This window comes from Streptomyces sp. NPDC016677 (assembly GCF_055562815.1).
Map to the genome: position 1 here is coordinate 85,662 of NZ_JBVHEO010000005.1, position 26,706 is coordinate 112,367.

At 72.2% G+C, this 26,706-nt stretch carries 19 protein-coding genes, 3 tRNA genes and 1 pseudogene; 6 read left to right on the forward strand and 17 right to left on the reverse strand.

Annotated features, from left to right (window positions below; translation table 11 throughout):
- Positions 1 to 11: 11 nt before the first annotated feature.
- The 8 genes and pseudogenes from ACZ3IG_RS16585 to ACZ3IG_RS16620 all read right to left on the reverse strand — a co-directional run bounded on the left by ACZ3IG_RS16585 (position 12) and on the right by ACZ3IG_RS16620 (position 8,263).
- Positions 12 to 2,198: a glycosyltransferase family 39 protein gene (locus ACZ3IG_RS16585; RefSeq protein ID WP_467432598.1), complete on the reverse strand. Its 2,187-nt coding sequence runs from the start codon at positions 2,196 to 2,198 to the stop codon at positions 12 to 14.
- A complete protein-coding gene (locus ACZ3IG_RS16590; RefSeq protein ID WP_467432599.1) occupies positions 2,195 to 3,703 on the reverse strand; it encodes a bifunctional glycosyltransferase family 2/GtrA family protein in 1,509 nt (502 codons plus the stop codon). The genes ACZ3IG_RS16585 and ACZ3IG_RS16590 overlap by 4 nt, the downstream gene beginning before the upstream one ends.
- 50 nt (positions 3,704 to 3,753) lie before the next feature.
- The gene (locus ACZ3IG_RS16595; protein WP_467432600.1) at positions 3,754 to 5,364 is read right to left on the reverse strand and encodes a sensor histidine kinase; all 1,611 of its coding nucleotides are present in this window, start codon (positions 5,362 to 5,364) and stop codon (positions 3,754 to 3,756) included.
- On the reverse strand, positions 5,361 to 6,101 hold the full coding sequence (locus ACZ3IG_RS16600) for a response regulator transcription factor (protein ID WP_215173125.1): 741 nt from the start codon (positions 6,099 to 6,101) through the stop codon (positions 5,361 to 5,363). The genes ACZ3IG_RS16595 and ACZ3IG_RS16600 overlap by 4 nt, the downstream gene beginning before the upstream one ends.
- A gap of 196 nt (positions 6,102 to 6,297) precedes the next feature.
- On the reverse strand, positions 6,298 to 7,296 hold the full coding sequence (locus ACZ3IG_RS16605; RefSeq protein WP_467432602.1) for a DUF2797 domain-containing protein: 999 nt from the start codon (positions 7,294 to 7,296) through the stop codon (positions 6,298 to 6,300).
- Positions 7,199 to 7,827 (reverse strand): annotated as a pseudogene (locus ACZ3IG_RS16610) (maltokinase N-terminal cap-like domain-containing protein); the annotation flags it as partial. The gene ACZ3IG_RS16605 and the pseudogene ACZ3IG_RS16610, both read right to left, overlap by 98 nt.
- A 74-nt stretch (positions 7,828 to 7,901) precedes the next feature.
- Positions 7,902 to 7,974, reverse strand: a tRNA-Arg gene (locus tag ACZ3IG_RS16615).
- Positions 7,975 to 8,172: 198 nt separating this feature from the next.
- Positions 8,173 to 8,263, reverse strand: a tRNA-Ser gene (locus tag ACZ3IG_RS16620).
- A gap of 171 nt (positions 8,264 to 8,434) precedes the next feature.
- Between ACZ3IG_RS16620 and ACZ3IG_RS16625 the strand changes: the two genes are divergently transcribed.
- Positions 8,435 to 8,989, forward strand: coding sequence for an SSI family serine proteinase inhibitor (locus ACZ3IG_RS16625; RefSeq protein WP_467432604.1), 555 nt, complete (start codon positions 8,435 to 8,437; stop codon positions 8,987 to 8,989).
- Between the two features lie 275 nt (positions 8,990 to 9,264).
- Positions 9,265 to 14,154: a hybrid sensor histidine kinase/response regulator gene (locus ACZ3IG_RS16630; protein ID WP_467432607.1), complete on the forward strand. Its 4,890-nt coding sequence runs from the start codon at positions 9,265 to 9,267 to the stop codon at positions 14,152 to 14,154.
- On the opposite strand, the gene ACZ3IG_RS16635 is transcribed toward ACZ3IG_RS16630, so the two are convergent.
- Positions 14,151 to 14,747 (reverse strand): TetR/AcrR family transcriptional regulator, encoded by a 597-nt coding sequence (locus ACZ3IG_RS16635; protein ID WP_467432609.1) that lies wholly within the window; start codon positions 14,745 to 14,747, stop codon positions 14,151 to 14,153. The two genes, ACZ3IG_RS16630 and ACZ3IG_RS16635, sit on opposite strands and share 4 nt — an antisense overlap.
- Positions 14,748 to 14,880: 133 nt before the next feature.
- Here ACZ3IG_RS16635 and ACZ3IG_RS16640 point away from each other — a divergent pair, with 133 nt between their 5' ends.
- Positions 14,881 to 16,143 (forward strand): MFS transporter, encoded by a 1,263-nt coding sequence (locus tag ACZ3IG_RS16640; protein WP_467433136.1) that lies wholly within the window; start codon positions 14,881 to 14,883, stop codon positions 16,141 to 16,143.
- A gap of 270 nt (positions 16,144 to 16,413) precedes the next feature.
- Here ACZ3IG_RS16640 and ACZ3IG_RS16645 read toward each other — a convergent pair whose 3' ends face one another.
- The 3 genes from ACZ3IG_RS16645 to ACZ3IG_RS16655 all read right to left on the reverse strand — a co-directional run bounded on the left by ACZ3IG_RS16645 (position 16,414) and on the right by ACZ3IG_RS16655 (position 19,482).
- The gene (locus tag ACZ3IG_RS16645; RefSeq protein ID WP_467432612.1) at positions 16,414 to 18,090 is read right to left on the reverse strand and encodes a long-chain fatty acid--CoA ligase; all 1,677 of its coding nucleotides are present in this window, start codon (positions 18,088 to 18,090) and stop codon (positions 16,414 to 16,416) included.
- A gap of 151 nt (positions 18,091 to 18,241) precedes the next feature.
- Positions 18,242 to 18,826 (reverse strand): SigE family RNA polymerase sigma factor, encoded by a 585-nt coding sequence (locus tag ACZ3IG_RS16650; RefSeq protein ID WP_467432614.1) that lies wholly within the window; start codon positions 18,824 to 18,826, stop codon positions 18,242 to 18,244.
- A 329-nt stretch (positions 18,827 to 19,155) separates the two neighbouring features.
- Positions 19,156 to 19,482, reverse strand: coding sequence for a hypothetical protein (locus ACZ3IG_RS16655; protein ID WP_467432615.1), 327 nt, complete (start codon positions 19,480 to 19,482; stop codon positions 19,156 to 19,158).
- A gap of 357 nt (positions 19,483 to 19,839) precedes the next feature.
- On the opposite strand from ACZ3IG_RS16655, the gene ACZ3IG_RS16660 reads away from it, so the two are divergent.
- Positions 19,840 to 20,709, forward strand: coding sequence for a bifunctional DNA primase/polymerase (locus tag ACZ3IG_RS16660; protein ID WP_467432617.1), 870 nt, complete (start codon positions 19,840 to 19,842; stop codon positions 20,707 to 20,709).
- Between the two features lie 142 nt (positions 20,710 to 20,851).
- Here the strand turns inward: ACZ3IG_RS16660 and ACZ3IG_RS16665 are convergent, their stop codons facing one another.
- Positions 20,852 to 21,322 carry a hypothetical protein gene (locus ACZ3IG_RS16665; protein ID WP_467432619.1) on the reverse strand — a complete coding sequence of 157 codons (471 nt, stop codon included), beginning with the start codon at positions 21,320 to 21,322 and terminating at the stop codon, positions 20,852 to 20,854.
- 243 nt (positions 21,323 to 21,565) lie between these two features.
- On the opposite strand from ACZ3IG_RS16665, the gene ACZ3IG_RS16670 reads away from it, so the two are divergent.
- Positions 21,566 to 22,324, forward strand: a complete 759-nt coding sequence (locus ACZ3IG_RS16670; protein WP_467432621.1) for an HNH endonuclease — start codon at positions 21,566 to 21,568, stop codon at positions 22,322 to 22,324.
- A gap of 628 nt (positions 22,325 to 22,952) precedes the next feature.
- Here the strand turns inward: ACZ3IG_RS16670 and ACZ3IG_RS16675 are convergent.
- From ACZ3IG_RS16675 to ACZ3IG_RS16690, 4 genes are all read right to left on the reverse strand, one after another.
- Positions 22,953 to 23,234 (reverse strand): hypothetical protein, encoded by a 282-nt coding sequence (locus tag ACZ3IG_RS16675; RefSeq protein WP_467433138.1) that lies wholly within the window; start codon positions 23,232 to 23,234, stop codon positions 22,953 to 22,955.
- A 146-nt stretch (positions 23,235 to 23,380) separates the two neighbouring features.
- Positions 23,381 to 23,467, reverse strand: a tRNA-Ser gene (locus ACZ3IG_RS16680).
- A 187-nt stretch (positions 23,468 to 23,654) separates the two neighbouring features.
- Positions 23,655 to 24,224 carry a hypothetical protein gene (locus ACZ3IG_RS16685; protein ID WP_467432623.1) on the reverse strand — a complete coding sequence of 190 codons (570 nt, stop codon included), beginning with the start codon at positions 24,222 to 24,224 and terminating at the stop codon, positions 23,655 to 23,657.
- A gap of 42 nt (positions 24,225 to 24,266) precedes the next feature.
- Positions 24,267 to 25,199 carry an SGNH/GDSL hydrolase family protein gene (locus tag ACZ3IG_RS16690; protein ID WP_467432624.1) on the reverse strand — a complete coding sequence of 311 codons (933 nt, stop codon included), beginning with the start codon at positions 25,197 to 25,199 and terminating at the stop codon, positions 24,267 to 24,269.
- Between the two features lie 605 nt (positions 25,200 to 25,804).
- Here ACZ3IG_RS16690 and ACZ3IG_RS16695 point away from each other — a divergent pair.
- Positions 25,805 to 26,626 (forward strand): C40 family peptidase, encoded by an 822-nt coding sequence (locus ACZ3IG_RS16695; RefSeq protein WP_467432627.1) that lies wholly within the window; start codon positions 25,805 to 25,807, stop codon positions 26,624 to 26,626.
- Positions 26,627 to 26,706: the final 80 nt, after the last annotated feature.

The window sequence follows — 26,706 nt, forward strand, 5'->3', positions numbered from 1 at the left end:
CGCGGGCGCCGTCAGCTTCCGCTGATCGGCCGGGTGAGGTCGTAGAAGGTGGCCGAACCGGCCGTGACCTGCTCGAAGTTCTCCTCGACCCAGGAGGAGACCTGCGACGACGTACCGCTGTCGGCGTCGCCGGAGGCGCCGCCCGTGCCGCCGCCCGTGCCGCCTCCGGTACCGCTGGAGACGAAGTAGTGGATCTTTCCTTCCGCCACGTACTTCTTGAACTGGGCGAGGGTCGGTGAGGGGTCGGTGCCGTTGAAACCGCCGATGGCCATCACCGGGGAACCGGATGCGAGCTGGTAGCCGGCGGCGTTCTGGGCGCCGATCGCCGCCGCGACCCAGGTGTAGTCGTCGGCGTCGGTCTCCAGCAGTTCCCTGGCCTCGGAGTCGACGTCGGCGCCGTTGAGCAGACCGCCCATGCCGCCGCCCGCGCCGCCGGGGCCGCCGGACTCGCCGGCCGTGCCGCCGCCGGGCATGCCGCCGCCCTGGGGCAGCTGTCCGCCGCCGTTCTGGTTCTGGCCCTGGCCGGGCGTGCCGCCGCCGGGGAAGCCGCCGGTGCCGTTCTGCCGGCCCTGGCCCTGACCCTGACCGGGCATGCCGCCGCCCGGCATCCCGCCGCCACCGCCCGGACCGCCACCGCCGCCCATCATGCTCGCGCCGGACGGACCGGCCGTGACGATGGAACCGGTGTGGCCCTCGGCGAGGGTGCTGAGCGTGTACGCCGTGGGACCGGCCAGCGAGGCCGCCAGGCCCAGCGCCGCCGCGGCGAGCGCGAGCCGCCGGGAGACCCGGCCGGCGAAGACCAGGCCGAGCGCGGCGACCAGGCCGCCGACCAGGACCAGCCACTTCAGCCACGGGAGGTAGTCGGGCGTGCGGTTGAGGAGTACGTACCCCCAGGCCACGGTCGCCGTGACGGCCCCGGCGAGGACGAGCGACGCCCACAGCTCGCGCCGCCTTCCCCACAGGGCCGCGGCGCCGATGCCGACGACGGCGGCCAGGTAGGGGGCGAGGGCGATCGTGTAGTACTGGTGGAAGATGCCGGCCATGTGGCTGAAGACGGCCATCGTCGTCACCAGCGAACCGCCCCAGGCGAGCAGGGTGGCGCGGGCCACGTCGGTACGGGGCGCCCCGCGGGTCGGGACCAGGCCCGCGACCAGCAGGATCAGGGCCGCCGGGAGCAGCCAGGAGATCTGGCCGCCGATCTCGGAGTTGAACATCCGGTCCCAGCCGGTCTCGCCCCACTGCCCGGTGCCGGTCGTGCCGCCCCCGCCGCCGACGCTGCCGGTCTCCTCGCCGTTGAGGCGGCCGAGACCGTTGTAGCCGAAGGTCAGCTCCAGGAAGCTGTTGTTCTGCGAGCCGCCGATGTACGGCCGCGAGGACGCCGGCCACAGCTCGACGATCGCCACCCACCAGCCGCCGACGACGACCATCGCGACGGCGGCGAGGCCCAGTTGGGCGAACCGCTTGCGCACCTTCACCGGCGCGCAGACCGCGTACACCACGGCCAGCGGCGGCAGGATCAGGAACGCCTGGAGCGTCTTGGCGAGGAACGCGAGCCCGACCGCCGCACCGGCCCACAGCAGCCACTTGGTGCGGCCGTCCGCCAGGGCGCGGGTGACGAAGTACACGGCGAGCGCCATCAGCAGCGCCAGCATCGCGTCCGGGTTGTTGAAGCGGAACATCAGCGCCGCGACCGGGGTGAGCGCGAGCACCGTGCCCGCGATCAGACCGGCGGCGGGGCCGAACCGGCGCCGTACGCCCGCGTGGACGACGGCGACCGTGCCGACGCCCATCAGCACCTGCGGAGTCAGGATCGCCCACGAGTTGAGGCCGAAGATCCGGACCGACAGCTCCATCGGCCACAGGAACGCCGAGGGCTTGTCGACGGTGATGGCGCTCGCCGCGTCCAGCGAGCCGAAGAAGAACGCCTTCCAGGACTGGCTGCCCGCCTGCACGGCCGCCGAGTAGAAGGAGTTGGCGTAGCCGGAGGCGCTCAGGTTGCAGAGGTAGAGCACCGCGGTGACCAGCAGCAGACCGAGGAAGGCCGGGCGCGCCCAGCGCGGGTCCTCGGGCCGGCCGCGCCACAGCCTTCGGGCGAAGGGCCGCTTCGGCGCCGGCTCGGGGGGCGCGGTCGGGGGCGGGCCCAAGGTGGCGGGGTCGGCGCTCCCCTGCCCGGTGGTCGCGTCGTAGGGGGTGGTCATCGCGGGTCCCTCGGGTCGGTCGGGGCCGGTGCCGTGGGCCGGTGCGGCAGGGGCGGGTGGCCGTACGGGCCGGAGGTGTCGGCGGCCGGCGGGTGCGCGGCGACGACGGTGGACGGCCGGGCCTGGGACGGGGGCTGCGTGTGGGCCTGCGTGTGGGCCTGGTTGTGGGCCTGATTGTGGGCCTGCACATTGGGCTGCATGCGGGCCTGCACATTGGGCTGCATGTGGGCCTGCGTGTGGGGCTGGTGCTGGGGCTGGGCCTCGTCCTGCCGGTCCGGGAAGACCCACGCCCGGAAGAGCAGGAACCGCAGCACCGTGGCCGCGAGGTTGGCGGCGATGAGCACCGCCAGTTCGGTGGAGTGCGCCGCGCCGTCCGTGGCCGCGTTCAGCGCGGCGAGCGATCCGCTGGTCAGGACGAGCCCGATGCCGAAGACGACCAGCCCCTGGGCCTGGTGCCGGACGGCACCGCCCCGGCCGCGTACCCCGAAGGTGAGCCGCCGGTTGGCGGCGGTGTTGGCGACCGCCGAGACCAGCAGGGCGAGGGCGTTGGCGATCTGCGAGCCGCAGAACGTCCGGAAGCCGCTGTAGAGCAGCAGGTAGAAGAGGGTGGACAGGGCGCCGACGACGCAGAACCCGACGAGTTGCCGGGCCAGTCCGCGCGGCACGCCGGCCAGGTCCCGGTCGCGCGGGTCGTCCCCGAACGGCCGCGCCAGCCGGTCCAGCGGCAGCGAACCGGTGGCCAGCGCCCGCCCCACCCGCCAGACGCCCTTGAGGTCGTCGGTCGCCGTCTTGACGATGTGCACGGTGGAGTCGGGGTCGTCGACCCAGTCGACCGGGACCTCGTGGATACGCAGCCCCGCCCGCTCGGCGAGCACCAGCATCTCGGTGTCGAAGAACCAGCCGGTGTCCTCCACCAGCGGCAGCAGCACCTGGGCGACGTCCCGGCGGATCGCCTTGAAGCCGCACTGCGCGTCGGAGAAGCGGGCCTGGAGCGAACCGCGCAGGATGAGGTTGTAGGAGCGGGAGATGAACTCCCGCTTGGCGCCGCGCACGACCCGGGAGGAACGGGCCAGCCGGGAGCCGATCGCCAGGTCCGAGTGGCCGGAGATCAGCGGGGCCACCAGCGGCAGCAGCGCGTTGAGGTCGGTGGACAGGTCGACGTCCATGTAGGCGAGGACCGGGGCGTCGGACGCCGACCAGACGGTCCTGAGGGCCCGGCCACGGCCCTTCTGCTCCAGCCGGAAGGACCGTACCTCCGCCAGCTCGGCTCCCAGCCGCGCGGCGACCTGCGGGGTGGTGTCCGTAGACGCGTTGTCCGCGATCGTGATGCGGAAGGCGTACGGGAAGGTGCGCGCGAGGTGCTCGTGCAGTCTGCGCACGCACGGCTGGAGGTCCTTCTCCTCGTTGTAGACGGGGATCACTACGTCCAGGACAGGCGTACCGGCCCCCGCGGCCGGGAGGTGCTCCCGCGCCGGCAGGGTGCCCGGAGAAGAGTCGGTTCGCATGGCTTCGACTCTTCTCAACTGCCCTGTCGCGCCCGTGTGGTGGCGCTGTGTTACACCTGTGAGTGCGATGCCCGGTTTGTCCGGGGGTCGGGCCGGGCGGCCAAGGGGGCGGCCGGGGCGGGGAGCGCGGGCAGATAGACGGTGAACACCGTCCGTCCGGGCACGCTGTCCACGGTCACCGCGCCGCCGTGCGCGGTCGACACGGCCTGCACGATGGCCAGGCCCAGGCCCGTCGAACCGGTGGACCGGGAGCGGGTGGAGTCGCCGCGCGCGAACCGCTCGAAGACGTGCGGCAGCAGATCGGACGGGATGCCCTGCCCGTTGTCCTCGATGTCCAGGCACAGCCACGGTTCCTGCCGGCGCACCCGGGCGGTGACCGTCGTACCGGGCGGGGTGTGGTTGCGGGCGTTGCCGAGCAGGTTGACCAGCACCTGCTGGAGCCGGGCGGCGTCCGCCGAGACCAGGGCCGGTTCGTCGGGCAGTTCGAGGCGCCAGTTGTGGTCCATGCCGGCCGCGCGGGCGTCGCTGACGGTGTCCACGACGAGCGGGACGAGGTCGGTCTGCTCGAACTGCAGGGGCCGTCCCGCGTCCAGCCGGGCCAGCAGGAGGAGATCCTCGACGAGCAGGGTCATCCGCCCGGCCTCCGACTCGATCCGGCCGAGCGCGTGCCGGGTGTCGGGGCCGACCTGTTCGCGTCCCCGGCGGGTGAGTTCGGCGTACCCGCGGATGGAGGCGAGCGGGGTACGCAGCTCATGGCTGGCGTCCGCGACGAACTGCCGCACCCGCGTCTCGCTCTCCTGGCGGGCGTGCAGCGCGCCGTGCACATGGTCGAGCATCCGGTTGAGCGCGGCACCGACCCGCCCTACCTCGCTGTGCGGGTCGCACTCGGACTCCGGGACCCGCTCGTTGAGGTTGACCTCGCCGGTGTGCAGGGGGAGTTCGGAGACGCGGGTGGCGGTGGCGGCGACCTTGCGCAGGGGGCGGGTGGCGACACCGACGATGATCAGTCCGGCGAGCGAGGCGGCGATCAGACCGGCGACGGTGACGCTCACCTCGACGAGGATCAGGGTGTTGATGGTGTTGTCGACGTCGGCGGTCGGGATGGCGACGTAGTACGCGCCGTCGGGGCCCGACTTGTAGGTGACGCGGTAGTCGCCGAGGCCGGGGATCTCCACGGTGTGCTTGTTGTTGTCCTGGGCGACCGAGGCGAGCACGGCGATCTGCGCGGTGTCCAGCTCCGTGCCGTTCAGCGACAGGTCCTCGTCGGACTTCTTGCCGTACGCGGCCTCCGTGATCTCGCCGTCGACGACCTTGCCCGCGATGGTGCCGGGCGGCTGGGGGCCCTCGGAGACGAACTGGGTGACGGTGGGCTGCTCATCGCGCTTCTGGTCGCCGCCACCGATGCCTCCGCCGGTGACGCCGCCCTCGTCCCCGTCCTTCGGGCCGCCCGGCGGCGTGAAGTCGCCCGAGGCCCGCATGGCGACCTCGCTGAGCTGCCCGTCCAACTGCTCGTACAGGTGCGACCGCAGTGCCAGCGTGGTGACACTGCCGATCACCGCGCACACGACCGCGATCAGCGCCACCGACGCGACGACGAGCCGCGTCCGCAGGGTGCGCGGACGCGGGCGACGCGGGCGCCGGCGCGGTCGCCGGCCCGTCATGACACCGCGGGCTTGATCAGGTAACCGGCGCCGCGCCGCGTGTGGATCATCGGCTCGCGGCCGGCGTCGATCTTGCGCCGCAGGTAGGAGATGTACAGCTCGACGACGTTGGCCTGGCCGCCGAAGTCGTAGGACCACACCCGGTCGAGGATCTGCGCCTTGCTGAGCACGCGCCGCGGATTGCGCATGAGGAAGCGCAGCAGCTCGAACTCGGTGGCGGTGAGGTGGATGTTGTCGCCGCCCCGCGTCACCTCGTGGCTGTCCTCGTCCAGGGTGAGGTCACCGACCACGAGCACGGAGTCGGACCGGCGGTCGGCCGCACCGGAGCGCCGGATCAGCCCGCGCAGCCGCGCGACGACCTCCTCCAGGCTGAACGGCTTGGTGACGTAGTCGTCCCCGCCGGCCGTCAGTCCGGCGATACGGTCCTCGACCGCGTCCTTGGCGGTCAGGAACAGCACCGGCACGTCGGGCAGCTCCCGCCGCAGCCGGCCGAGCACGCTCAGCCCGTCCATGTCCGGCAGCATCATGTCCAGCACCACGGCGTCGGGGCGGAACTCGCGCGCGATCTGGATCGCGCCCTGTCCGTCCCCGGCACTGCGGATCTGCCAGCCCTCGTAGCGCAGGGCCATGGACAGCAGTTCGGTGATCGACAACTCGTCGTCCACCACAAGCACTCGGACGGGGCTCCCGTCCGGCCTCAGCAGTTCGGTGCGCCCCTGGGGCGAGGTCGTGGTCATGCTTCACACCATGTCGGGAGCCTCTGAGAACGTGCTTTCCCCAACCTGTGATTTCTCTGAGAAACACAGACACCTCTCAGTAAGCCGCACAAGCTCCCGGCACATGGCTCACGCGAGTCACACCGGGCACAGGGGCACAGGGGGCACCGAGTCACGCGAGCCACATCGGTCACGCCGATCACAGGGGTCACACGGGTCAGAACAGCCCGTCCTGCCGCCCCCCGCCCGCCCCCGCCCGCGAGGACGGCAGCGCCCGCAGTGCCCGCACCGGTACGTCGAACCGCTCGTCACCGCCGGCCGGCTCCAGCCCCCAGCCGGTCATCAGCCGGGTATCCAGTACGACGATCCCGCGCTCCGTCGCCAGATGCAGATCCGGCCCGGCGGCGGCCACCAGCTCACCACTGACCGTCCCTCCCCCGACCAGCTCGGTCACCTCTCCCACGACCCCGGCACGGAACGCCCCCGCACCGGCCCCGCTCCCGACACCGGATGCCACCGCCCCAGCCGCGGCACCGGACGCCCCGACCACAGCCGCCGCACCGGACTCTCCCCCCAGCCCGAACACCCGGACATGATCCACAGCTCGGAACGGCTCCGGCGTCAACGACTCCGGCCAGCCGCCCAGCCCCACCGCCCGCCCGTGCAGTTCCTCGATCTCCGCCGCGCGCTCCGCCGCCGTCCCCGGCAGCACCGCCCGCACGGCCCGCTTGTGGGCGTACGGAATCCGGTCGGGCACCCGCAGCGCGGTCCGCAGCAGCTCTTCGCTGCGCCGGGCGGCCATCAACGGTCCGCTGCCCAGCCAGCTGAAGCAGACCGCCCCCTGCTCCAGCAACCGGGCCGGTCCGCGCTCCAGCGCGGTGATCCCCACCTTCACGAGCCCCGGCCCGAACCACGCCAGGTACACCCGGTACGGACGCGGATCGTCCGCGACCGTGTCGGCGGCCACGGAGTGCGCCCGGTCCAGCCGCGCGCACTCCTCGCACCGGCCCCCCGTACTCCGTCCCGGTACGGCCGCCCCCAGCGGGCAGGCGTTCCCCCGCGCTCCGCCACACGTCCGCCCACCCCCTTCCCCTTCCGCGACCTTGAAGGCCACCCGTTTACCCCGGGTCAGCGCGGTGCGCCGCCCACCGTCCCAGCCCAGCACGGGCCCCCGCGCCGACCACCGGAGCCCTGTGCACCGCCACATCCGTGCCATCTCTGACGAGAGTAGAGGGCACCACTGACAACGCCACCGGCCTCGAACTCCGGGCCCGGGTCCGGGCCCGGGGCGGGCCCGGGTCCGGGGGCAGGAGAGGCCCGTCGGCCGGAGCGGGACGCGGCACCCGCCGCAGGCGCAGGGTCGTACCCGTAGGGCGCGGACAGCTGCGTACCTTCCTGGTCGTCGACGGCCTCGACGGCCCCGGCGGTGAAGTCCGAGGGAGCGAGGCCCGCGCCGGCGTAGGAGCGGGTGACCTCCGGATCGGGGGTGTCGCTGATGTTCTGGTCCTGGGCCCCGACCCGGCCCTCGATCAGCGCCGTCAACTGAGCGAGCAGCACCCGGATCGTGGCAGCCGTCGTAGACCCAGCGGCGCCCGAGCACCCCGTGCTCCGCCGTGCCGACGAGGGCGTGTTCCGCCCCGTCGAGCGGGGCGCCGCGGTAGGTGAGCGGCACCAGGCAGGCGACCGGGCCGGGACCGGAGGCCCCGGTGACCACCATGAACTCGATCCCGACCGCGCCCTGCGGGTTTCCCTTCGTCGCACACACGTCGGCACACACGCCAGAGGCCCCGTGGACTGATCCATGGGGCCTCTGATCTGCTGTGCACTCGGCAGGATTCGAACCTGCAACCTTCTGATCCGTAGTCAGATGCTCTATCCGTTAAGCTACGAGTGCTTGTCTTGCGTTGTTCTGTTGTCGTCTCCGCTTTCGTCCTTTCGGCCCGCTCGCGGCGACAGGAAGAACATTACATGACTGCCGCCGTCATGTGAAATCCGTTCCCCCCACCCCATGTGACCTGCGGAAACACGTACCACCGGGGCGCGGGGAACACGACGAAGCCCCGGCCGGGGGCCGGGGCTTCGTGTTCTTGTGCGGAGGCGGAGGGATTTGAACCCTCGATGGGCTTTAAGACCCAAACCGCATTAGCAGTGCGGCGCCATAGACCGGACTAGGCGACGCCTCCAGACAACACACCCTCTCGCGTGAGCGCGAGCGGTGCTTGCCGATGATGACACAGCCGAGTGCGGTGTCACCAATCGGCTCCCACGGTACTAGGCGGGCGGCCCGCAGGGCAAAGCCCTTACCGTCCGCAGAGGGAGCGCAACGTCCGGCGGGTTGACGCGTTGAACAGGCCATGTTCCAGGTCACCCGCTTCCTGGGCGCCACCGCCCTCTGCGCCGCCGCCCTCGCGTCCCTGCCCGCCGCGCCCACCGCCGCGGCCACCGCCGTGCCCACCGCTCCGGCCGGCCCGGCCGCCGCTCCGGCTCCCGCTCCCGCTCCGGCTCCCGCTCCCGCCTCCCCCTCCTCCCCAGCCGGCCGCTTCGCCCCGCCGCCGGTCCGGGACGAGGACCGCGCCCATCACCTGACGATCACCGTCCGGGACGCGGGCGAGGGCAAGGACGGGACGTACGAGCTGTACTGCCGTCCAGGCCGCGGCAGCCATCCGGACCCGGCCGGCGCCTGCGCCGCCGTGGACCGGAGCACCCGGGCGGGCCAGGACGCCTTCGCCCCCGTCCCCGAGGGCAGCTTCTGCACCATGCAGTACGGCGGCCCGGCCACCGCCCACGTCACCGGCGTCTGGGCCGGACAGCGCGTCGACGCCACGTACGACCGGCGCGACGGCTGCCGGATCGCCCGCTGGAACCGGCTGGTCCCGCTCCTGCCCGACCTGGGGCAGGCCGCCTCCTGACACCCGCCTCCCGAGGGCGCTCCGGGACACGCCCGGGGCGCCCGGACAGGCCGGGGACAGGGAGCGGAACGGTTCCGCGAAGGTCTCGCAAAGGTCCCGCGACGTCAGGGCGTACGGACACGCGTTCTCCGTCACTTCGGCGTGCGACGTCCCTCCCATCCGGCGCCGCGGGCGGGACCTCAGCCCTTAGACTCCCTCGGGTGACACGCCGCGGGCCGGTTGGCAAGATGGCCCGAGCGGTCGGCAAGGTGCGGTAACAGGGAGGAAGGCGTTTCGTGAGCGGCAGGCCATCCCGGGGCGCTGCTCGCCTCGCAGCCATACTGGACGCGCTGCCGGACGCGTTGGTCCTGGTCAACGCCAACGGAACCGTCGTCAACGCGAACACCATCGCGCTGGAGGCCTTCGAGGCGCCCGGCACCGCGCTGGTCGGACGCGGGCTGCTGGACCTGCTCCCGGAGTTCGACTCCAAGCTCATCCCCGGTTCCATGCGGCGCCCCGACCACGTAGACCCCCGGGCACGGACCAAGCCGACCCGCATGGTGGCACGGCGGACGGACGGCTCCGAGTTCCCCGTCGAGGTCGCCAGCGCCAACCTCGACTCCGGCCAGCAGGCCTACGACGCCTACGGCTATCCCGGCGACGAACTGCTGATGCTCGTCGTTCGCGACCTGTCCGGCACCGTCGACACCGAGGCCGAGCTGGCCCGCTCGCAGCGGCAGACCGAGATGATCTTGCGGGCCGCGTCCGAGGGCGTCGTCGGCACGGACACCGACGGGCGGATCGTCCTCGTCAACCCGGCCGCCGCCCAGACCCTCGGCTACCGCGCCAGCGACCTCGGCGGACGCGAGCTGCACACCCTCGTCCTGCACTCCCGCGCCGACGGCTCCCCCTTCCCGTACGACGAGTCGCCGCTCGCCGACACCCTGCGCTCCGGGCGCAAGCACCGGGTGCGCGGGCAGGTGGTGTTCACCAAGAGCGGCGACCAGTTGCCGGTCGACCTCACCACCGCCCCCGTCCGGGACGGCGACCAGCTCGTCGGCGCCGTGATGACCTTCACCGACCGGCGGCCCATCGACGCGCTGGTGAAGGAGAAGGAGGAGGCGGACCGGCGCCACGCCGAGGAGCTGGAGCGGCTCGCCGAGGAGCACGCCTCCGAGCTGACCGCGCTGCGCCAGCGGCACGTGGCCGAGCTGGAGGAGCTGACCGAGAAGCACGAGGAGGCGCTGGCCGCCAACGAGGAGCGGTACGCCGCCCTCGGTGAGCGCGAGAAGGACCGCTACGAGGCCCTCTCCGCCCGGCACGAACAGCTGCTGACGCTGCTCGGCACGTCCCTGCGCGGCCCGCTGGAGGAACTGCGGCGGGAGCTGGGCGCCCTCGCCTCCGACGACGCCGGCCAGCTGTGGCCCGAGGCCAACCAGGTGCTGCACCACCTCTCGGCGGGCTACTCCCGGATCACCACCCTGATCGACAACGTCCTGGGGTACCAGCGGCTCGACGCCGAGGGCGGCGGGGGCGGCGGGGTGACCCGTACGAAGGTCATGCTGGACGCGGTCGTCGCGGCCGGGGTCGACGGGGCCGTGGAGCTGGTCGGTCCTGGGCGGGTGCAGTTCGCCGTGCACGCGCCGCCCATCGAGGCCGAGGTCGACGCCCGGCTGCTCGCCACCGCGCTCGCCCACCTCGTCGCCGACGTGGCCGGGGTCGACGCGACCGGCAACGCGCCCGTCTCGGCGGGCGGTTACATGGACAACACGGTCGTGGTGGCCGCCGCCCAGCGCGGCGAGGTCGTCCGCATCGAGGTGCGCGGGCCCTACGCCGGCGGGGACCCGGTGCACGAGCCGATCGTCCGCGGGATCGTGCGGGCGCACGGTGGCGTGCTCCAGACGCACGAGGTGCCGGGGATGAGCGGCAGCGCGTACGTCCTCGAAGTGCCGATCGGGGGCGGGGCGGGGGCCGTTCCGGCCTCCGTTCCGGCTCCTGGCGGGGTCGTCGCGGTGCCGGAAGCGGCAGCCGTGCCGGAGGCGGCGCGGGAAGCGGCGCAGGACGGTCCGGTTCCCGGGGCGGACGGGACCGTGCCCGGCGAACAGGGGCCGGGCGGTGGCGGCGGGCGGCGACGGGCCCGGCGGGCCTCGGTCGACGCCTTCCTGGAGAGCGAGGTCGGGGGCCCCGCCGGCGGCGGCGACGGCACGGAAGCCGGCACGCCGACCGGCCGGCGCAGGCGCCGCGCGGCTCCGGAGCCCGAGGCGGCACCGGCGCCGGCCCCCGTGCCGCTCCCGGCCCCGGCGTCGGCCGAGGGCGCCGGTGGCACCGGGCGGCGGCGCGGACGGCCCGCCGAGGACGCGGGCGGCGGCCCGGCCGCCCTGGAGGCGGCCGCCGGGCTGCCCGGGGTCTCCGAGGGCGCCGTCGTCACCGCGGCCGAGCACGCCGCCGGGACCGCGGCCACGGGCAACAACCTGGGCGGGACGGTTCCGCCGCGCGGGGTTCCCGCGCCGGCACAGGGGGCTCCCGCCCCCGAGGCTTCCGGCCGACGCGCCCTCGGCGCCGACGGTGCGCAGCACGCGCTGCCGCCGGCGCTTCCCGCGCAGGGCGGTGAGGCCGCCGCGCAGGCCGAGGCGGACCAGCCGACCGGACGCCGGCGCCGGGCCCTGGCCTCGGCGGCCGAGCGCGCCGCCGCGCAGGAGACCGGCCCGCGGCAGGTCTTCGCCCTGCCCCCGGCCGAGGCGGACCGCCCGGCCGCGTCGGGGACCGGGCAACAGGGTGCGGCTCCTGGGACTGCGGGGGTTGCGGGGGGCGCAGGGGCTTCGGCGGCTTCGGGTGTTTCAGATACTTCAGGTACTTCGGATGCTTCAGGGGTTTCGGGTGCTTCGGGGGCTCCTGGCACTCATGTGGCCTCGGGGGGGCATGTAGCTCCGGGGACTCCTGTGGCTCCGGGGGGGCATCTGGCTCCGGAGGCTGGGCGGGCTTCCGTGCCGGTTGCGGGGTCGGATGCCGGTGCGGGATCGGGTGCAGGCGCGGGCGCGGGTGTTGGTGCCGGCGCTGGTGTTGGTGCCGGCGCGGGCGCGGGTATTGGTGCGGGTGCGAGTCAGGTGCCGAGTCAGGTACCGGTGCCGGTGCCGGTGCCAGGTCAGGTGCCGGGACAGCTGTCCGTGCCGGCTGCGGGCCACATGCCGGTACCGGCCGTGGAGCAGCGTCCAGGTCAGCTTCCGGTACCGGCCGCGGGTCAGCCGCCGGTTGCGGCCGCCGGTCAGGCACCGGTACCGGCCGCCGGTCAGGCACCGGCCCAAGCCCCGGCCCCGGCTCAGGTCCCCGGGCAGATGCCGGTTCAGGTCCCTGGGCAGATGCCGGTCCAGGCCCCGGGCCAGAACCCGGGCCAGGCGCCCGTACCCGCCGCGGGCCGGCCCGCGTCGCCGCTTCCAGAGCAGCCGCCGACCCAGACGCCCGCCTCCGCCCAGACGCCCGTACCGCCTGCGGGCGGTCAGACCCCGGTCCAGGTTCCCGGGCAGCTGCCGGTCCAGGCCGTCGGCCAGCCCGCCGTACCGGCCCCGGGCCGGCCCCCCGTACCCAGTCCCGCTCCCACTCCCGCCCCGGTCGCGCCTGCGCCCGGTCCCGTCGACGTACCGGTGGACGGTGGTCGGCACGACGCCGTTCCGCAGGACCAGGGCGAGGACCACACCCCGCCGCAGCCGCACCCCACCACCGCGCCGACGGGCCGTCGCCGCCGGGCGGTCGGCACGCCGCCGGAGGCGTTGGCCCCGACGGAGGCCGCGGCGGACGCGGCCGGGGCGCAGTCCGCGGCCGGTCAGCCCCTGCCCCGGCCGCAACTCCAGCCCCAGGCGCACGTACCGGCGCAGCCGCAGGCGCACGCCCGGCCCCAGCCGTGGCCCGCCGCCGGTGACACGTCCGGCGCCGGCCTCCCCGTACCGCACCAGGCCCCCGCGGCCCCGAACGCCGCGGAGTCCTCCGTCACCTCCGGGCGGGGCACCCCGCTGCCGCCGGAGAACGCGCCCCGGGCGGCGCAGCCGCTGCCCGCCGAGGCCGCCGCCCCGGTCGATCCGGACTCGACGCAGGGCCGGTCGATCAGCGTGCGGACGCTCGGGCAGGGCGTGCCGTTCAACCGGCAGGCGGCCCAGGTGCAGCAGCCGACGGCCACGCCCGCCCCGCACCACCCGAACGGTTCCGGCCGCCGCCGCAAGCTCGGTACGCCGCCCGACCCGGCCGCCGGGCGCCCGGAGCAGCCGGCGCAGGGCACGGCCCGGCCGCACCCCGAGCAGCCGCCGCCCCGGATCGGGCAGCCGACCGAGGGCACCGGGCGGTCGTACGCCATAGGGGCGCCGGACAAGAACGCCGCCGAGGGGCCCGAGCCGCTGGACGGGCCCGGCGGTGCCGTGGAGGTGGCGGACCCGCCGCGTCCGCAGCCGATGGACGACGAGCTGCCCCCGGAGCCGCTGGACAACCCGCGCCGGCTGCTGGTGTGGCCCGCGCCGGACGTCAGTACGCAGCAGGCGCTGAGCGACCGCGGCTACCGGCCGGTCATCGTGCACTCGCGCGAGGAGGTCGACGCGCAGATCGCGGCGTTCCCCGCCGCGCTGTTCGTGGACCCGCTGACCGGGCCGATCACCCGGACCGCCCTCCAGTCGCTGCGGCAGGCAGCCGTCGCGGCCGAGGTGCCGGTAATGGTCACCGCCGGGCTGGGGCAGGCGTCGCGGGACGCCGCCTACGGTGCCGATCCCGCCGTACTCCTCAAGGCGCTCGCGCCCCGGGACAGTGAGCAGCATCCGCCGCGGGTGCTGCTGATCGAGGAGCACGCGGAGATCGCGCTGGCCCTGACGGCGACGCTGGAGCGGCGCGGGATGCAGGTGGCGCGGGCCGCGAGCGACGCGGACGCGGTGACGCTGGCGGGGCAGTTCCGGCCGAACCTGGTCGTGATGGACCTGATGCGCACCCAGCGCCGGGAGCCGGGTGCTGGGTTCGCCGGGATCATCGACTGGCTGCGGGCCAACGGGCAGCTCAACCGCACCCCGCTCGTCGTCTACACCGCCGCCGTCGACCAGGCCGACCTGCCCCGGCTGGCCTCGGGCGAGACGGTGCTGTTCCTGGCGGAGCGGTCCACCAGCCCCGAGGTGCAGGCCCGGATCGTGGAACTGCTCGCCCGGATCGGGACCAACTAGGCCCTGTCGTTCGCGCCGACCGCGACGATCCTGCGCGCCGCCTCCTTGATGGAGTCGCGCAGGCGGGCGGCGTCGGGGGTCTCGCCGCCGACCAGGATGCGTTTCATCTGGGGGACGACCATCGCCCAGTTGGTCATCGCGATCAGCAGGAAGAGCAGGTCGGGGGCGGGGATCGCGTCGGTGACCACCCCGCGCCGCTGTCCGTCCCGTACGGCGGCGACCTTGCGGGCGTAATGCTCCTGGCGTTCGGCCTCGTGGGGGAGTTCGGCGGCGCCGTACTCCAGGCCCTCCCAGAAGAGCAGGCGCAGCAGTTCGGGGTGGGCGGCGTGGTAGTCCATCAGGCGGTCGACCCAGCCCTCGATGCCGTCCGGGTCGAAGGGGACCGAGATGGCCAGGTCGAGCATCTTGTGCTCAAGGACGGTCGCGAACAGTTCCGTCTTGTTGCCGTAGTAGGCGTAGATCAGCTGTTTGTTGGCCTTGGCCTCGGCCGCGATGCGGTCGATGCGGGCGCCCGCGACGCCGTACGCGGCGAACTCCGCCACCGCCGCCTCGAAGATCCGGGCCTTGGTGGCCTCGGGGTCCCTTGCTGCCATGGGGTCCAGGGTAGCCGCACGCGGTAACCAACTGTTTGGTTGACACCGGTCGGGAATGCATCGCAGACTCCGGTGGTTGGCTCCAACCAACCAGTTAGTTAGTCGCGAGTGCGTGAAGGAGTACGTCCCTCCCATGTCGTCGTCACCAGCAGCACCGACAACCCGGGCCCCGGCCGACGGCGAGGTCCGTGACGCGCCCGTACGGCAGCGGCCCACCCTCCGCGCCCGCCTCTTCCTCCCTCTGATAGCCGTCTGTACCGCCGCCACGGCCGCCAACATCTACATCGCGGCCCCGCTGCTCCCCCTCATCGCCCGCGACTTCGGCTCCACCCCCTCGGCGGTGGCCTGGCTCGCCTCGGTCGCGCAGTTCGGCTACGCGGCCGGCCTGCTCTTCTTCGCCCCGCTCGGGGACCGGGTCAACCGGCGCCGGCTGGTCGCCGTCCTGACGCTGGCCGCCGCCGCGGCCCTGGTCGCCGGCGCGGCGACCAACGGGACGTACGCCCTCGCCGGCGCCGTCCTGGTCGCCTCGGCCGCCACCGTCGTACCGCAGCTCCTCGTCCCGCTGGTCGCCCAGCGCGCCCCCGCCCACCACCGGGCCCGGCATGTCGCGGCCGTCATCGCGGGCCTGTTCACCGGCGTCGTGGCGGCCCGGGTCGCCGGCGGGCTGGCCGGGCAGGCCTTCGGCTGGCGCTGGGTCTTCCTCGGCGCCGCCCTCCTGACCGCCGTGCTGGGCGTGGCGACCGCGGCCGTCCTGCCCCGGGAGACGCCCCGGCACGGCGGACCGCTGTTCGCCGGGCTCGCCGCGCTGCCGGGGGTGCTGCGCGGCTCGCCGGACCTGTGGCGCGCGTGCGTGCGCCAGGCGGGGATGTACGGCGCCTGGAGCGCCATGTGGACCTCCCTGGCGCTGCTGCTGACCGGGGACGGGGACGGCGGGTACGGCATGACCACCGCCGCGGCCGGGCTGTTCGGCCTCTTCGGGCTGGCGGCGAGCGTCGTCGCCCCGCTGGCGGGCGGGCTGGTGGACCGGTTCGGCGCCGCCAAGGTCGTACGGACCGCGTACCTGGTGGCCGCCGTCTCGGTGCCGCTGTTCTGGCTGGGCGGTCACGTCATGGCGGCGCTGTGCGCGGCGGCGGTCCTGGTGCACGCGGCCCTGGTCGCCTCCCACGTCGCCAACCAGACCCTCGCCCTGACCACCACCTCGGCCCCGGCCACCGCCAACACGGCCTACGTCGTGGCCGGCTTCGCGGGCGGCGCCACGGCCTCGGCCCTCGCGGGCTCCGCCTTCACCCACTGGGGCTGGGGCGGCGTGTGCGCGGTGGCCGGGGTGTGGCTGGTGCTGGGCTGGGCGACGACGGCGGTACGCCCGCGCCGGGCCACGGGGGTTACCGGTGGATGACGGTCGGTCACTTTTCACGTGCGGTGACGATCAGTCACTGGCCCACCTGAGGGTGACGGACAGTCACTGGACCGCCTGCGCGTGACGAACAGTCACTGGCCCGCCTGCGCGTGACGAACAGTCACTGGCCCGCCTGCGCGTGACGAACAGTCACTGGACCGCCTGCGCGTGACGAACAGTCACTGGCCCGCCTGCGCGTGACGGAGAGTCCCCGGCCGCGCACCGGCGTCATGGACGAGTGACGGACGACTCCCCGGCCGCGCACCGGCCTCACAGGCGGGTGACGGACAGCTCCCCGGCCGCGTACCGGCGGCGCAGCACCTTCTTGTCGAACTTGCCGACGCTCGTCTTCGGCACCGCCTCGATCACCGTCCAGCGCTCCGGGAGCTGCCACTTGGCGATACCCCGCTCCTCGGCCAGGAAGGCGCGCAGGGTCTCGAAGCCGACTTCCGCGCCCTCCCGGAGGACGACGGTGGCCAGCGGGCGCTCGCCCCACTTGTCGTCGGGTACGGCGACGACGGCGGCCTCGGCGACATCGGGGTGGGCCATGAGCGCGTTCTCCAGCTCGACGGAGGAGATCCACTCGCCGCCGGACTTGATGACGTCCTTGGCGCGGTCGGTGAGGGTGAGGTAGCCGTCGGGGGAGATGGTGCCGACGTCGCCCGTCTTCAGCCAGCCGTCCTCGCTGAACTTGTCGGCGGGGCGGAGGGGCTCGGCGGCCGGTCCGCCGTAGTAGGCGCCGGCGATCCACGGGCCCCGGACCTCCAGTTCACCGGCCGACTCGCCGTCCCAGGGCAGGCGTTCGCCGCCCGGCCCGGTGAGACGGGCCTCGACGCCGGCCGCGAACCGGCCCTGGGTGAGGCGGTAGCCGAACTCCTCCTCGGTGCCGATCGCGTGGGCCGGCGGCCGGGACACCGTGCCCAGCGGGGAGGTCTCGGTCATGCCCCAGGCGTGGCGGACCCGCATGCCGAGCGCGTCGAACGCCTCCATCAGCGACGGCGGACAGGCGGAACCGCCGATGGTCACCTGGGTGAGGGACGAGACGTCCCGGGGCCGGGCGGTCAGTTCGGCGAGCAGGCCCTGCCAGATGGTGGGGACGGCGGCGGCGTGCGTCGGCCGCTCGGTCTCGATCATCCGGGCGAGCGGTGCGGGCTGCAGGAACCGGTCCGGCATCAGCATGTTCACGCCGGTCATGAAGGTGGCGTGCGGCAGGCCCCAGGCGTTCACGTGGAACTGCGGTACGACCACCAGGGAGGTGTCCTGGTCGGTCAGGCCCATCGACTCGGCCGTGTTGACCTGCATGGAGTGCAGGTAGACGCTGCGGTGGCTGAACACCACGCCCTTGGGGTCGCCGGTCGTGCCGGAGGTGTAGCACATGGCCGCCGCCGCGCGCTCGTCCAGCTCCGGCCAGTCGTACGCGGCCGGCTTCCCGGCGATCAGCTCCTCGTACTCGTGGACCTGGGCGGACGCCCCGTCGAGCGGGGTCCGGTCGCCGGCTCCCGAGACGATGACGTGCTCCACCGTCTTCAGGTGCGGCAGCAGCGGGGCGAGCAGGGGGATCAGCGAGCCGTTGGTGATCACGACGCGGTCGGCCGCGTGGTTCACGATCCAGGCGAGCTGTTCGGGCGGGAGGCGGAGATTGAGGGTGTGCAGGACCGCGCCCATGGAGGGGATCGCGAAGTACGCCTCGACGTGCTCGGAGTTGTTCCACATGAGCGTTCCGACGCGGTCGTCGTCGCCGACCCCCAGGTCCTCGCGCAGGGCGTGCGCGAGCTGGGCGGCGCGGGCGCCGATCTCGGCGAAGGAACGGCGGTGCGGGTCCCCGTCGCCTGTCCAGGTGGTCACCCGAGAGGTGCCGTGGACCGTCGACCCGTGGGTCAGGATCCTGGAAATGAGCAGCGGTACGTCCTGCATCGTGCTCAGCACGGTGACCTCCCGGGGCGACATTGCCTACGCGGCGGTAAGGGGTGCGCCGATTCTGCGCACGTACCGCGCGGTATGTCACTAGGTCCCGGTGATCGATCACCGGCGGACCGGGCCCGGGCGGTCCGCCCGGCCGCTCACCGGCGTCCGGAGCAGCCCTCGCCGGTGCCCCGGGTCACCGGGATATGCCCAGCTCAGGGTGGAGTTCGGGGTCGTCGCGGAGCTTGCCCAGGGCGCGGGAGACCGCCGACTTCACCGTGCCGACGGAGACGCCGAGCACTTCGGCCGTCTGGGCCTCGCTGAGGTCCTCGTAGTACCTGAGGACGACCATCGCCCGCTGGCGGGCGGGCAGCTTCAGGATCGCCCGCCACATCGCGTCGTGCAGCGCCTGCTGCTCGGCCGGGTCGCTCCCGCCGGGCACGGGGTCCGGCTCGGGCAGCTCGTCGCACGCGAACTCGTCGACCTTGCGCTTGCGCCACTGCGACGTCCGTGTGTTCAGCAGGGCCCGCCGGACGTAGCCGTCCAGCGCGCGGTGGTCCTCGATCCGCTCCCAGGCGACGTACGTCTTGGTGAGCGCGGTCTGCAGCAGGTCCTCCGCGTCACTGGGGTTCGCGGTCAGCGACCGGGCGGTGCGCAGCAGCACCGGCTGCCGGGCCTTCACGTACGACGCGAAGGACGGGTACGAGAACGGCTGGTACGGCAAGGTCTGCGTCGCCGGCCTGGCGGCGTCCGAAGCCCTGGTGCAGACGGGTGTGGTCATGTCTCAACGCTATGAGCGCCGGGTACGGTCCCGGATCGCCCGCAGGTCCCGAAGCGGGCTCCGCCTCAGGTTGTAGGGGCGGGGCCGGCCGCACCTCCTGTAGGTGGACGAGGGGTGGAGCGCGGATGAGGGTTCACCCCTGAGGGGTGGGCCCGGAGGACGGGACCGGAGGACGGGACCGGAGTGGGCGCCGGCGGAGAGGGAACGCCTGCGCGACGGCACCGAAGTACCGCCGCGCCGACGTGCTGCGACCCCATGAAGCACACCCACACTCGGAGGGAGGGACCGGGCCGGCGCCGGTGGGCGCGCGCCCGCACCGGTCCCTCAGCTCACCACCACAGCGGGGTGAAGTTGACGGCGACGTTCTCGTTGCCCTGGTTGATGGCCGTGAACGCGGAGCCGTCGACCTGCGCGGTGTTGCTCTGGTTCGAGGCACCCGAGCCGACCGCCTGCTGCTGGGTGGTCGACGAGTTGCCGTTGTTGTCGTCACCGACACCGCTGCCGATGACGCCGGCGTAGGCCTCGGAGGCGGTCGCGTTCGATCCGTCGTCCGCGAAGGCGCCGTTGTCAGCGGTGGCCACGCCGGCGAAGAGGGCGGCGGCGAGCGGCAGGGCGGAGACGGCGGCGATGACACGGGCGGTACGGATGCTTGCCATGTTGTTCCTCCTGAAGATGCGCACCGGCCGCTGCCGGCGACACGAGAAGTACCTGAACCAGCCTGGTCACCAGGGCAGTTGGCCATCCGCCCCGGTGTCATGCACGACGTCGCGTGATCAGAGTTGCCCATCGGATCACCGGCGAACCATCCCCATAGCCCCGATTCGCTCTCAAGCGTGAGGACAAGTAGATAAACCCCTTTGCACCCTTGCGTCGCACTCAGGACAGGAGAGACGGCAACACCCCAAACGCCGCAAGAGGTGAAGCGTTCCGGCACCGCCGTCCCCACCACCCCACGCCCGCGCGCCCCGCGCACCCCTCTTCCCTTACTCGAACGCACATACGAAAATAAAGTCATGGCCACCACCCATCGGCAGGCCACGACGCCGGCCCTCGCACACGCCTTGTCAGCCGCCGAACGCGGACTGGCCGTCATCCCGCTCTCCCGGACCAAGCTCCCGGCCCTGCGTTCCCCCCACCGCGACGACCCCGACGGACCCGCCCCCTGCCGCGGCGAGTGCGGACGCCCGGGCCACGGGGTCCACGACGCCTCCACCGACCCCGCCCGCATCCGCGAACTGTTCACGGCCGCCCCCTGGGCCACGGGCTACGGCATCGCCTGCGGCCTGCCGCCGCACCACCTCATCGGCATCGACCTGGACACGAAACCGGACGGGGACTCCTCGACCGCCCTGCGCGAACTGGCCCTGCGGCACCTGTTCACGATCCCGCCCACGGTGGTCGTCCTCACCCCCAGCGGTGGCCGCCACCTCTGGCTGACCGGCCCGCCCGACGTCGTCGTCCCCAACTCGGCCGGCCGCCTCGCCCCGGGCATCGACGTCCGCGGCGCCGGCGGCTACCTCGTCGGCCCCGGCTCCCGCACCCGGCACGGCGCGTACGCCATCGCCCCCGGGACCGCGCACCTGGCGCCCGCACCCTGCCCGCGCGCCCTCCTGCGCCTCCTGCTCCCCGCGCCCCGGACCCGCCGCTCCACGCCCTCCACCGGCACCGCCCACGGCCAGGGCCTCGTCCAGTTCGTCCGCTCCGCCCACGAGGGCCAGCGCAACACCCGCCTGTTCTGGGCAGCCTGCCGCGCCTACGAGAACGGCATCGGCCCCGCCCTCACCGACGCCCTCCTCGCCGCGGCCCTCCACACCGGCCTCACCGAACCCGAGGCCCGCGCCACCCTCACCTCAGCGGCCCGCATGACGGGACACCGCCCCTGACACCCCCGCTGAACCACGCCCGCTCCACGGTGTGTGGGACGACGGCGGACGGGATGGGAGCCAGGGTGAGTGGTGGGTAAAGACGGCGGGCAGGTGCGGCTTGAAGAGGCCACACAGTGGCGTGACCGGATGGCGAACTAGTTCAGGTACGAATGCATTCACTAGCCCCGAGCAAGAAGTCATTGAGTGCCTGCTTGGCCTGTTCAACGCTGTCCTCCAGGCTTAGCCTGTCAGTCGCCTCCGCAACCAACCTGGTGGCTTCAAGCGCTCTTTCTGCGAGCTGAAAAAGACCTGGGTCCTCAGTAACAAGCCGAACCCGAAATAGAGCTTGCTGCGCGATCATGCGGCGGTGGTACGACTCCGTCTTTGCGTCGACAAACGCCGGACTGTCTCGATCTTCGAGTCCTCGATGGAACGGGTCATACTGCGCTCGGCGGTAGGCGACGACAGCTTCGGCAAAGCCACTGTAGGCGGCCAGGCGTTCTTCTCGGGTCAGCCGTCTCCAGGTGAAGGCTTCGGCACGGTCCGTCGCCTTTCGTTGGAAAAGGAATGTGAGGAAAGATCCAAGTAAGGTCCCGGCAACCGCCACGAGGCTTGTCAGAGCGCCACCCATCTGGCCAGTTCACCACAAGTGGGTTGCTGGCAGCTAGCCCCTGGCTCGGTCGGCTCCGCCAGCCCGCAGCCACGCCCGTACAAAACAGTGATCACGGCGGCCGAGAAGCTCTTGTCTGTCTCCAAGCAGTGCAAGGTCGGCTGGCGATGACAGAGGCCACCGAGGTGACAGACCTCGCATCCCTGCGGTGTAGGGCACGCCGAGCGATCTGGAAGAACCGCGCCTGCGCCCTAAAATCTCACTATGGCATCAGAGTTGACCCCTCAGCAGGTCCTTCGGGAGTGGCTTTTGACCATACTGGGGGAGCTAGGTGGCAGCGTACGCACGGCCCGAGCGCTCAAGGTGATGGAGCAACGCTACGGAGCGCTACTTTCTGAGGAGGATTGGGCCCTCACGAAAAGAGGTGATGAGTCTAAATGGTGGAACAGGACTAGATTCGAACGGAAGAACATGGAACGAGCGAAGCTCCTAGTTCCAGCTGGCGAGTCACGAGGCATTTGGACGCTGACCGAAGCAGGGTGGGAAGAGTATCGCAAAATCCAAAAAGTGGGACCCGCTGTGGAGCTAGTCGAAGAGCTCAAAGATCCTTCACCACCTCAACCCCCTAGCGAGCCAGCCGGACAAGAGTCTCCGTCGCGCGCCGAAGTAACCACGCAGCGCATAATTCGAAGCACTGCCGTGACAGACTATGTCAAGCGGATTCATGATCACACCTGTCAAATATGCGGAATTCGCCTTACCACCCCTAAAGGGGCCTACAGCGAAGCAGCGCACATTCGCCCCCTGGGGCATCCTCATTCCGGTCCTGATATTGCAGCCAATGTGCTTTGCCTGTGCCCCAATCATCACGTCCTTTTCGACTTCGGAATGCTGAGTGTTTCTGACGATTTGATCGTCACCGATCATTCTTCTGAGATTTCCCCCAGGCATCTCAGGGAGGCGTCAGGTCATCTGATAGGGCGTGACTACCTTGCGTACCACAGGAATCACCACAGTCGGTAAGAGGTCTCGTGCTGTTAGTGAAGCTCGACTCATCTGCTGAGGGTGCAGCGACCCCGGGGCCGTCGAGCAACCGGCGGGACTTCTCGTGACTGACCTCCGGGCCGTCCCTGGGCCGTCCGAGGTCACCCGATGCCGACCAACAACGACAGAAGCCCACGGCATCTGAACTGGCTAGAGCCGTGGGCTTCTTCAGTCTCGCTGGTCAGCGAGACCGGTGTTCAGTAGACCGGCTTGTGAGCGCCTTCCCGGGCCGTCCTCGGGCTGTGGAAGGGCGCTCAGCGCTGACCAACGCCGACAACTGCCCACAGCTCAGCAGCAGGTCAGGGCGTTGATCGATAAGGCGGCCGCAGATCACGGCCGCCCGTGATCAGTTGTGGCTGTACTGAACGAGCAGCATCCAGCAACCAGCCAGCCCCGACGAGAAGCAACGTGGCTGAGGTCAGTGGGAGTACATCGAGACACACGCGCACCTGATCGGTCATCGCACCCACCGTCGTGGCTGACTGTCGTCGGCTGAGGTGCAGAGCCTGAGTCCGCTCGCCGCAGCGGGAGGCAACCCGGTTACTGCCCGGGTTGCCTCCCGCTGGCGACGTGGTGCCTTGACCGAAGTCTGGTCCTTGGTTGTCCCTCAAGAAGGTGCACGTTTCGCTAGGAGGTGGCCGCGGCTGTTCGCTACGCGCAGCACGTCCCCCAGGGCGCCAGCCAGCCGAGCGGCGAGGAGAGCCATGTCCTCCTCGTCGTCGATTCTCCGGCCTTCCAGGATCTGAAGGGCTTCCTCCCGGAGTTTGTCTGCCGCCCCGAGTTGCATGGCCTCGATGTGATCGGCCAGGCGGGACACGTAGCCGTCGCTGTCGTCGGTGCTCAGGTAGCACGGTTTGCCTCCCGGTCCCGACCAAGGAAGAAGCCTCAGTTCAGACCCGGCGCCGGAGCGCCTCTCAGGGCGTGCCCCAGTCGTGCCCCTTCCGTGCCCGTTCGGCCGGGAAACCAGGGGGAACGGTGGGGCCCGGCATGGCGACGGCCCCTGACCATAAGCACTGGTCAGGGGCCGTTCACCTGCGGTGGGTGTGGGATTTGAACCCACGGTGACATCGCTGCCACGACGGTTTTCAAGACCGTTCCCTTAGGCCGCTCGGGCAACCCACCTGGGCGCCGCCCACCAGGAGCGGAGCGGGTACAGCGTACCGGTTCGGAGCGTTTCGCAATGGTGGTGGTCCACGCGGCTGCCCGCTGATGTCCGGGGCCGGAGGCGCGGGAAGGCGGGTGGCCCGGGGAGGCGGTGGCCGCCCCGGGGGCCCGGGGTGCGTTTGTCCGTGCGGGGCCGGGAGTGGGATCAGGCGGCCACGATGTCGTCGTCGCGGCTGGTGTCCCTGCTGCTCACCTCCCACCGGGGTGACGACTTGTTCAGCGTGACGGTGAAGGTGATGTTGTTGTGGTCGCACCACGGGCCGTACTTGGTGCCCAGGCAGGTCTTGTGCTCGACGTCCTGCTCCAGGACGTACTGCCTGCCGGTCGCCTTGAGGATGGCGGGAGCGGGCTCGGGGGTGACGGTGACTCCGTAGAGGAGGTCGCCGGCTGTCGTGGTGGTGGCGAAGATGCGCAGGGTGGTGTCCGCCGTCAGCGCGCCAGACGCGTCGACGCACCGGGTGATGCGGAGCTTGAGGTCGGCGGTCTTGATGTTCACCACGTGGTTGCGGACCTCGTAGTGCGAGGTGTGGGTCTTGCAGCCCGCGGCGCCGGCCGCCTTGGCGTCGGCGGCGGTGTTGGCCACGGTGGCGGTGGTTGTGGTGTGCGGGGAGTCGTCGGTGGTGAGGGCGCCGGCCGTGATGCCGCCGGCCAGCAGGCCGGTGGCGACGGCGGCCACGGCCACGGTGCGGCTCTTCCTCTGTCGGGTGGTGTGCATGGCTGTGCTCCTTCGGTGAGTGGGCGAGTCAGGCGCGGGCTGTCAGGGCTTGACGTGCTGCCAGATGAGCCAGCCGAGGGCCTGCTGTCCGGCGGCGTTGGGGTGGAAGGACTCGACGGGAGGGTTGCTGACCCCGTTGACCCACTCGGTGTCCGCGCAGATCTCGTGGCCCTTGAACGACGCCCGCGGGTCGATGAATGTGAACCCGTACGCGGCCGCCCGGGACTCGATGACCGAGTTCAGGGCGTCGGCCGCCCGGCCGATCGCGCGGTGGGTGCTGGTGGGCCAGGCGCCGTCGCCGAAGCAGGCCAGGGTCGCTTTGTTCTTGACCAGATCGGGGTAACCGACCACGACGACGTCGGCGTTCTTAGCCTTCTTCTTGATCGTCTCGTAGAGGGTGTCCAAGCGCCCCGGCAGATCCGCCCGGTAACGGCTCGCCACCCCGTTGATCTTGCTGTTGCAGTCGTCGGTCGCCGGCGGGTTGTAGAGGTAGCAGTCCGTGAGGATGCCCGCGAAACCGAAGTCGTTGGCGCCGACCTGGACGGTGACCAGGTCGGTGTTCTTGTCGAGCGTCTCCGTCTGCTGGTTGAGCGTGGCCTTGACGCTCGCGCCGCAGAACGCCTGGAAGTCCAGCTCCGCCTTGAGGGCCGACGCCACCCGCTTCGGGTAGGCCAGGCTGGAGTTGGCCACCCTGGTCGTCTTCGCTCCGTCCGCGAAGCAGGCCTGCTCCTTCGGATCGAAGGAGTCGGGGGTGGGGGAGCCCGCCCCTATCCCGGCGGCCACCGAGTCGCCCAGGGCCACGTACTGGACCTGCCCTGCCTCGGCCGCGGCGTTGGCCACGGACTCACCGGCCGTGCCGGGGGCCGGTGAGCCGTCAGCGGTGAGGGCGCCGGCCGTGATGCCGCCGGCCAGCAGGCCGGTGGCGACGGCGGCCACGGCCACGGTGCGGCCCCGGTATGTGCGTGTACTGCGCATGCCATGCTCCTTGATCGACAAGGGAGGAAAGCCGTCCCGCGCGGCGGGTGACGGCATCGGAAGAGAGCGCTCCTGCCGCCGGTCCACGCGAGCGGGACGGCTGTCGGCAGGGCGGTCCCCGCACTCGGCACAGGTGCCTGACGAGGAGGCGCCGGCCTGGTGGTGCGGGGCGGTGGAAGAAGCGTGGCCCCGCGGCCGGAGCCCGGGCAACGGTGTGCGGCGGCCCGGACAGTCCGGGGTTGTCCTCGCAGGTCAGTTGGGGTGTCCAGGCAGGCCGGCGCCCTTGTCGGCACGGGTCGGCGGGAGGCGGACGCGGACGGGACTGTCCCGGACGCCTCAAGATCTGGCGAGACACCGACGCGGCGGCACAACCTCCTCCCGGGCCGCGAAATCCCGGCCCCAAGGAGGAGGTTGTGATGACACCGAAGAACCCGAAGCCGAACGCGCCGCGGCCGACCGGGACATCGACATCGGCAGCTGCGCCGACGCCGCTATCCACGCCGATCGCCACGCCGGCCTCGCACCGCAGGCCGCGCACGTCAGGGGCCGGTACGAGACGAAAGCGCCGGGCCGCGACCGGGGTGACCGGGCTGATCGTGGCGTTCGTGCTCTCGTTGCTGGCGGGCGCGCTGCTGGCCGTCCACGGACCGTCGGAGTCCTCCATGGCCGACCGGCCCTCGGTCACCCTCCAGCCGACGACGCCGGCCGCACCCGCCGAGCCGAGCGAGCCGGCCGAGACCGAGAAGTCTCGGGAAGCCGAAACGGCGGAGAAGGCGGAGAAGAAGTCCGAGGAGACGGAGAAGACGGAGGGGGTCGTCCTGCGTTCCGGGGACACGCTCTGGGAGCTGGCCCACGCCCACGGCACCACCGTCAAGACGCTCCAGCTGCTCAACGACCTGGGCTCGTCGACGCTGATCTACGCCGGGACCACCCTGGACGTACCCATCGGTGAGGCGGACGCGGCCGGCTCCGTACGGCAGTCCGAAGCCGCCCCCTCGCCTTCCCCGACGCCCACCGACAAGCCCACCGACAAACCCGCCGACAAGCCCGCCGACCGTGCTGACCGCGCCGGGGTGTCCGCCCGGAGCGCCGCCGTCGCCTACGCCCGCGGGCAACTGGGCAAGCCCTACGTCTGGGGCGGCACCGGTCCCTCCTCCTTCGACTGCTCGGGCCTGGTGATGCGGGCCTGGCAGGCGGCCGGCGTGGAACTGCCGCGCACCACCTGGGACCAGATCAGTGCCGGCCGCGCCACCACCCGCGACCGCCTGGTCCCCGGCGACCTCGTCCTGTCCTACGGCGGCGGCCACGTCGCCCTCTACATCGGTGACGGACGGGTCATCCACGCACCCCGCCCCGGCAGCACGGTCACCGTCGCGCCTCTCCCCAGTCCCGGTGACGTGACCGCCTACCGCCACATAGCCGCGTGAACCAACACGGGAAAACAGCACTCATGTACAGAACAACGGCCTTTAAGCTTCCTTGGTACTCACGAGACGAGGGAGCGGTG

Coding starts and splice junctions, on each gene's coding strand:
- ACZ3IG_RS16585 (WP_467432598.1), bottom strand. CDS start 2,198: ATGACCACCCCCTACGACGCGACCACCGGGCAGGGGAGCGCCGACCCC.
- ACZ3IG_RS16590 (WP_467432599.1), bottom strand. CDS start 3,703: ATGCGAACCGACTCTTCTCCGGGCACCCTGCCGGCGCGGGAGCACCTC.
- ACZ3IG_RS16595 (WP_467432600.1), bottom strand. CDS start 5,364: ATGACGGGCCGGCGACCGCGCCGGCGCCCGCGTCGCCCGCGTCCGCGC.
- ACZ3IG_RS16600 (WP_215173125.1), bottom strand. CDS start 6,101: ATGACCACGACCTCGCCCCAGGGGCGCACCGAACTGCTGAGGCCGGAC.
- ACZ3IG_RS16605 (WP_467432602.1), bottom strand. CDS start 7,296: ATGGCACGGATGTGGCGGTGCACAGGGCTCCGGTGGTCGGCGCGGGGG.
- ACZ3IG_RS16625 (WP_467432604.1), top strand. CDS start 8,435: ATGTTCCAGGTCACCCGCTTCCTGGGCGCCACCGCCCTCTGCGCCGCC.
- ACZ3IG_RS16635 (WP_467432609.1), bottom strand. CDS start 14,747: ATGGCAGCAAGGGACCCCGAGGCCACCAAGGCCCGGATCTTCGAGGCG.
- ACZ3IG_RS16640 (WP_467433136.1), top strand. CDS start 14,881: ATGTCGTCGTCACCAGCAGCACCGACAACCCGGGCCCCGGCCGACGGC.
- ACZ3IG_RS16645 (WP_467432612.1), bottom strand. CDS start 18,090: ATGTCGCCCCGGGAGGTCACCGTGCTGAGCACGATGCAGGACGTACCG.
- ACZ3IG_RS16650 (WP_467432614.1), bottom strand. CDS start 18,826: ATGACCACACCCGTCTGCACCAGGGCTTCGGACGCCGCCAGGCCGGCG.
- ACZ3IG_RS16655 (WP_467432615.1), bottom strand. CDS start 19,482: ATGGCAAGCATCCGTACCGCCCGTGTCATCGCCGCCGTCTCCGCCCTG.
- ACZ3IG_RS16660 (WP_467432617.1), top strand. CDS start 19,840: ATGGCCACCACCCATCGGCAGGCCACGACGCCGGCCCTCGCACACGCC.
- ACZ3IG_RS16665 (WP_467432619.1), bottom strand. CDS start 21,322: ATGGGTGGCGCTCTGACAAGCCTCGTGGCGGTTGCCGGGACCTTACTT.
- ACZ3IG_RS16670 (WP_467432621.1), top strand. CDS start 21,566: ATGGCATCAGAGTTGACCCCTCAGCAGGTCCTTCGGGAGTGGCTTTTG.
- ACZ3IG_RS16685 (WP_467432623.1), bottom strand. CDS start 24,224: ATGCACACCACCCGACAGAGGAAGAGCCGCACCGTGGCCGTGGCCGCC.
- ACZ3IG_RS16690 (WP_467432624.1), bottom strand. CDS start 25,199: ATGCGCAGTACACGCACATACCGGGGCCGCACCGTGGCCGTGGCCGCC.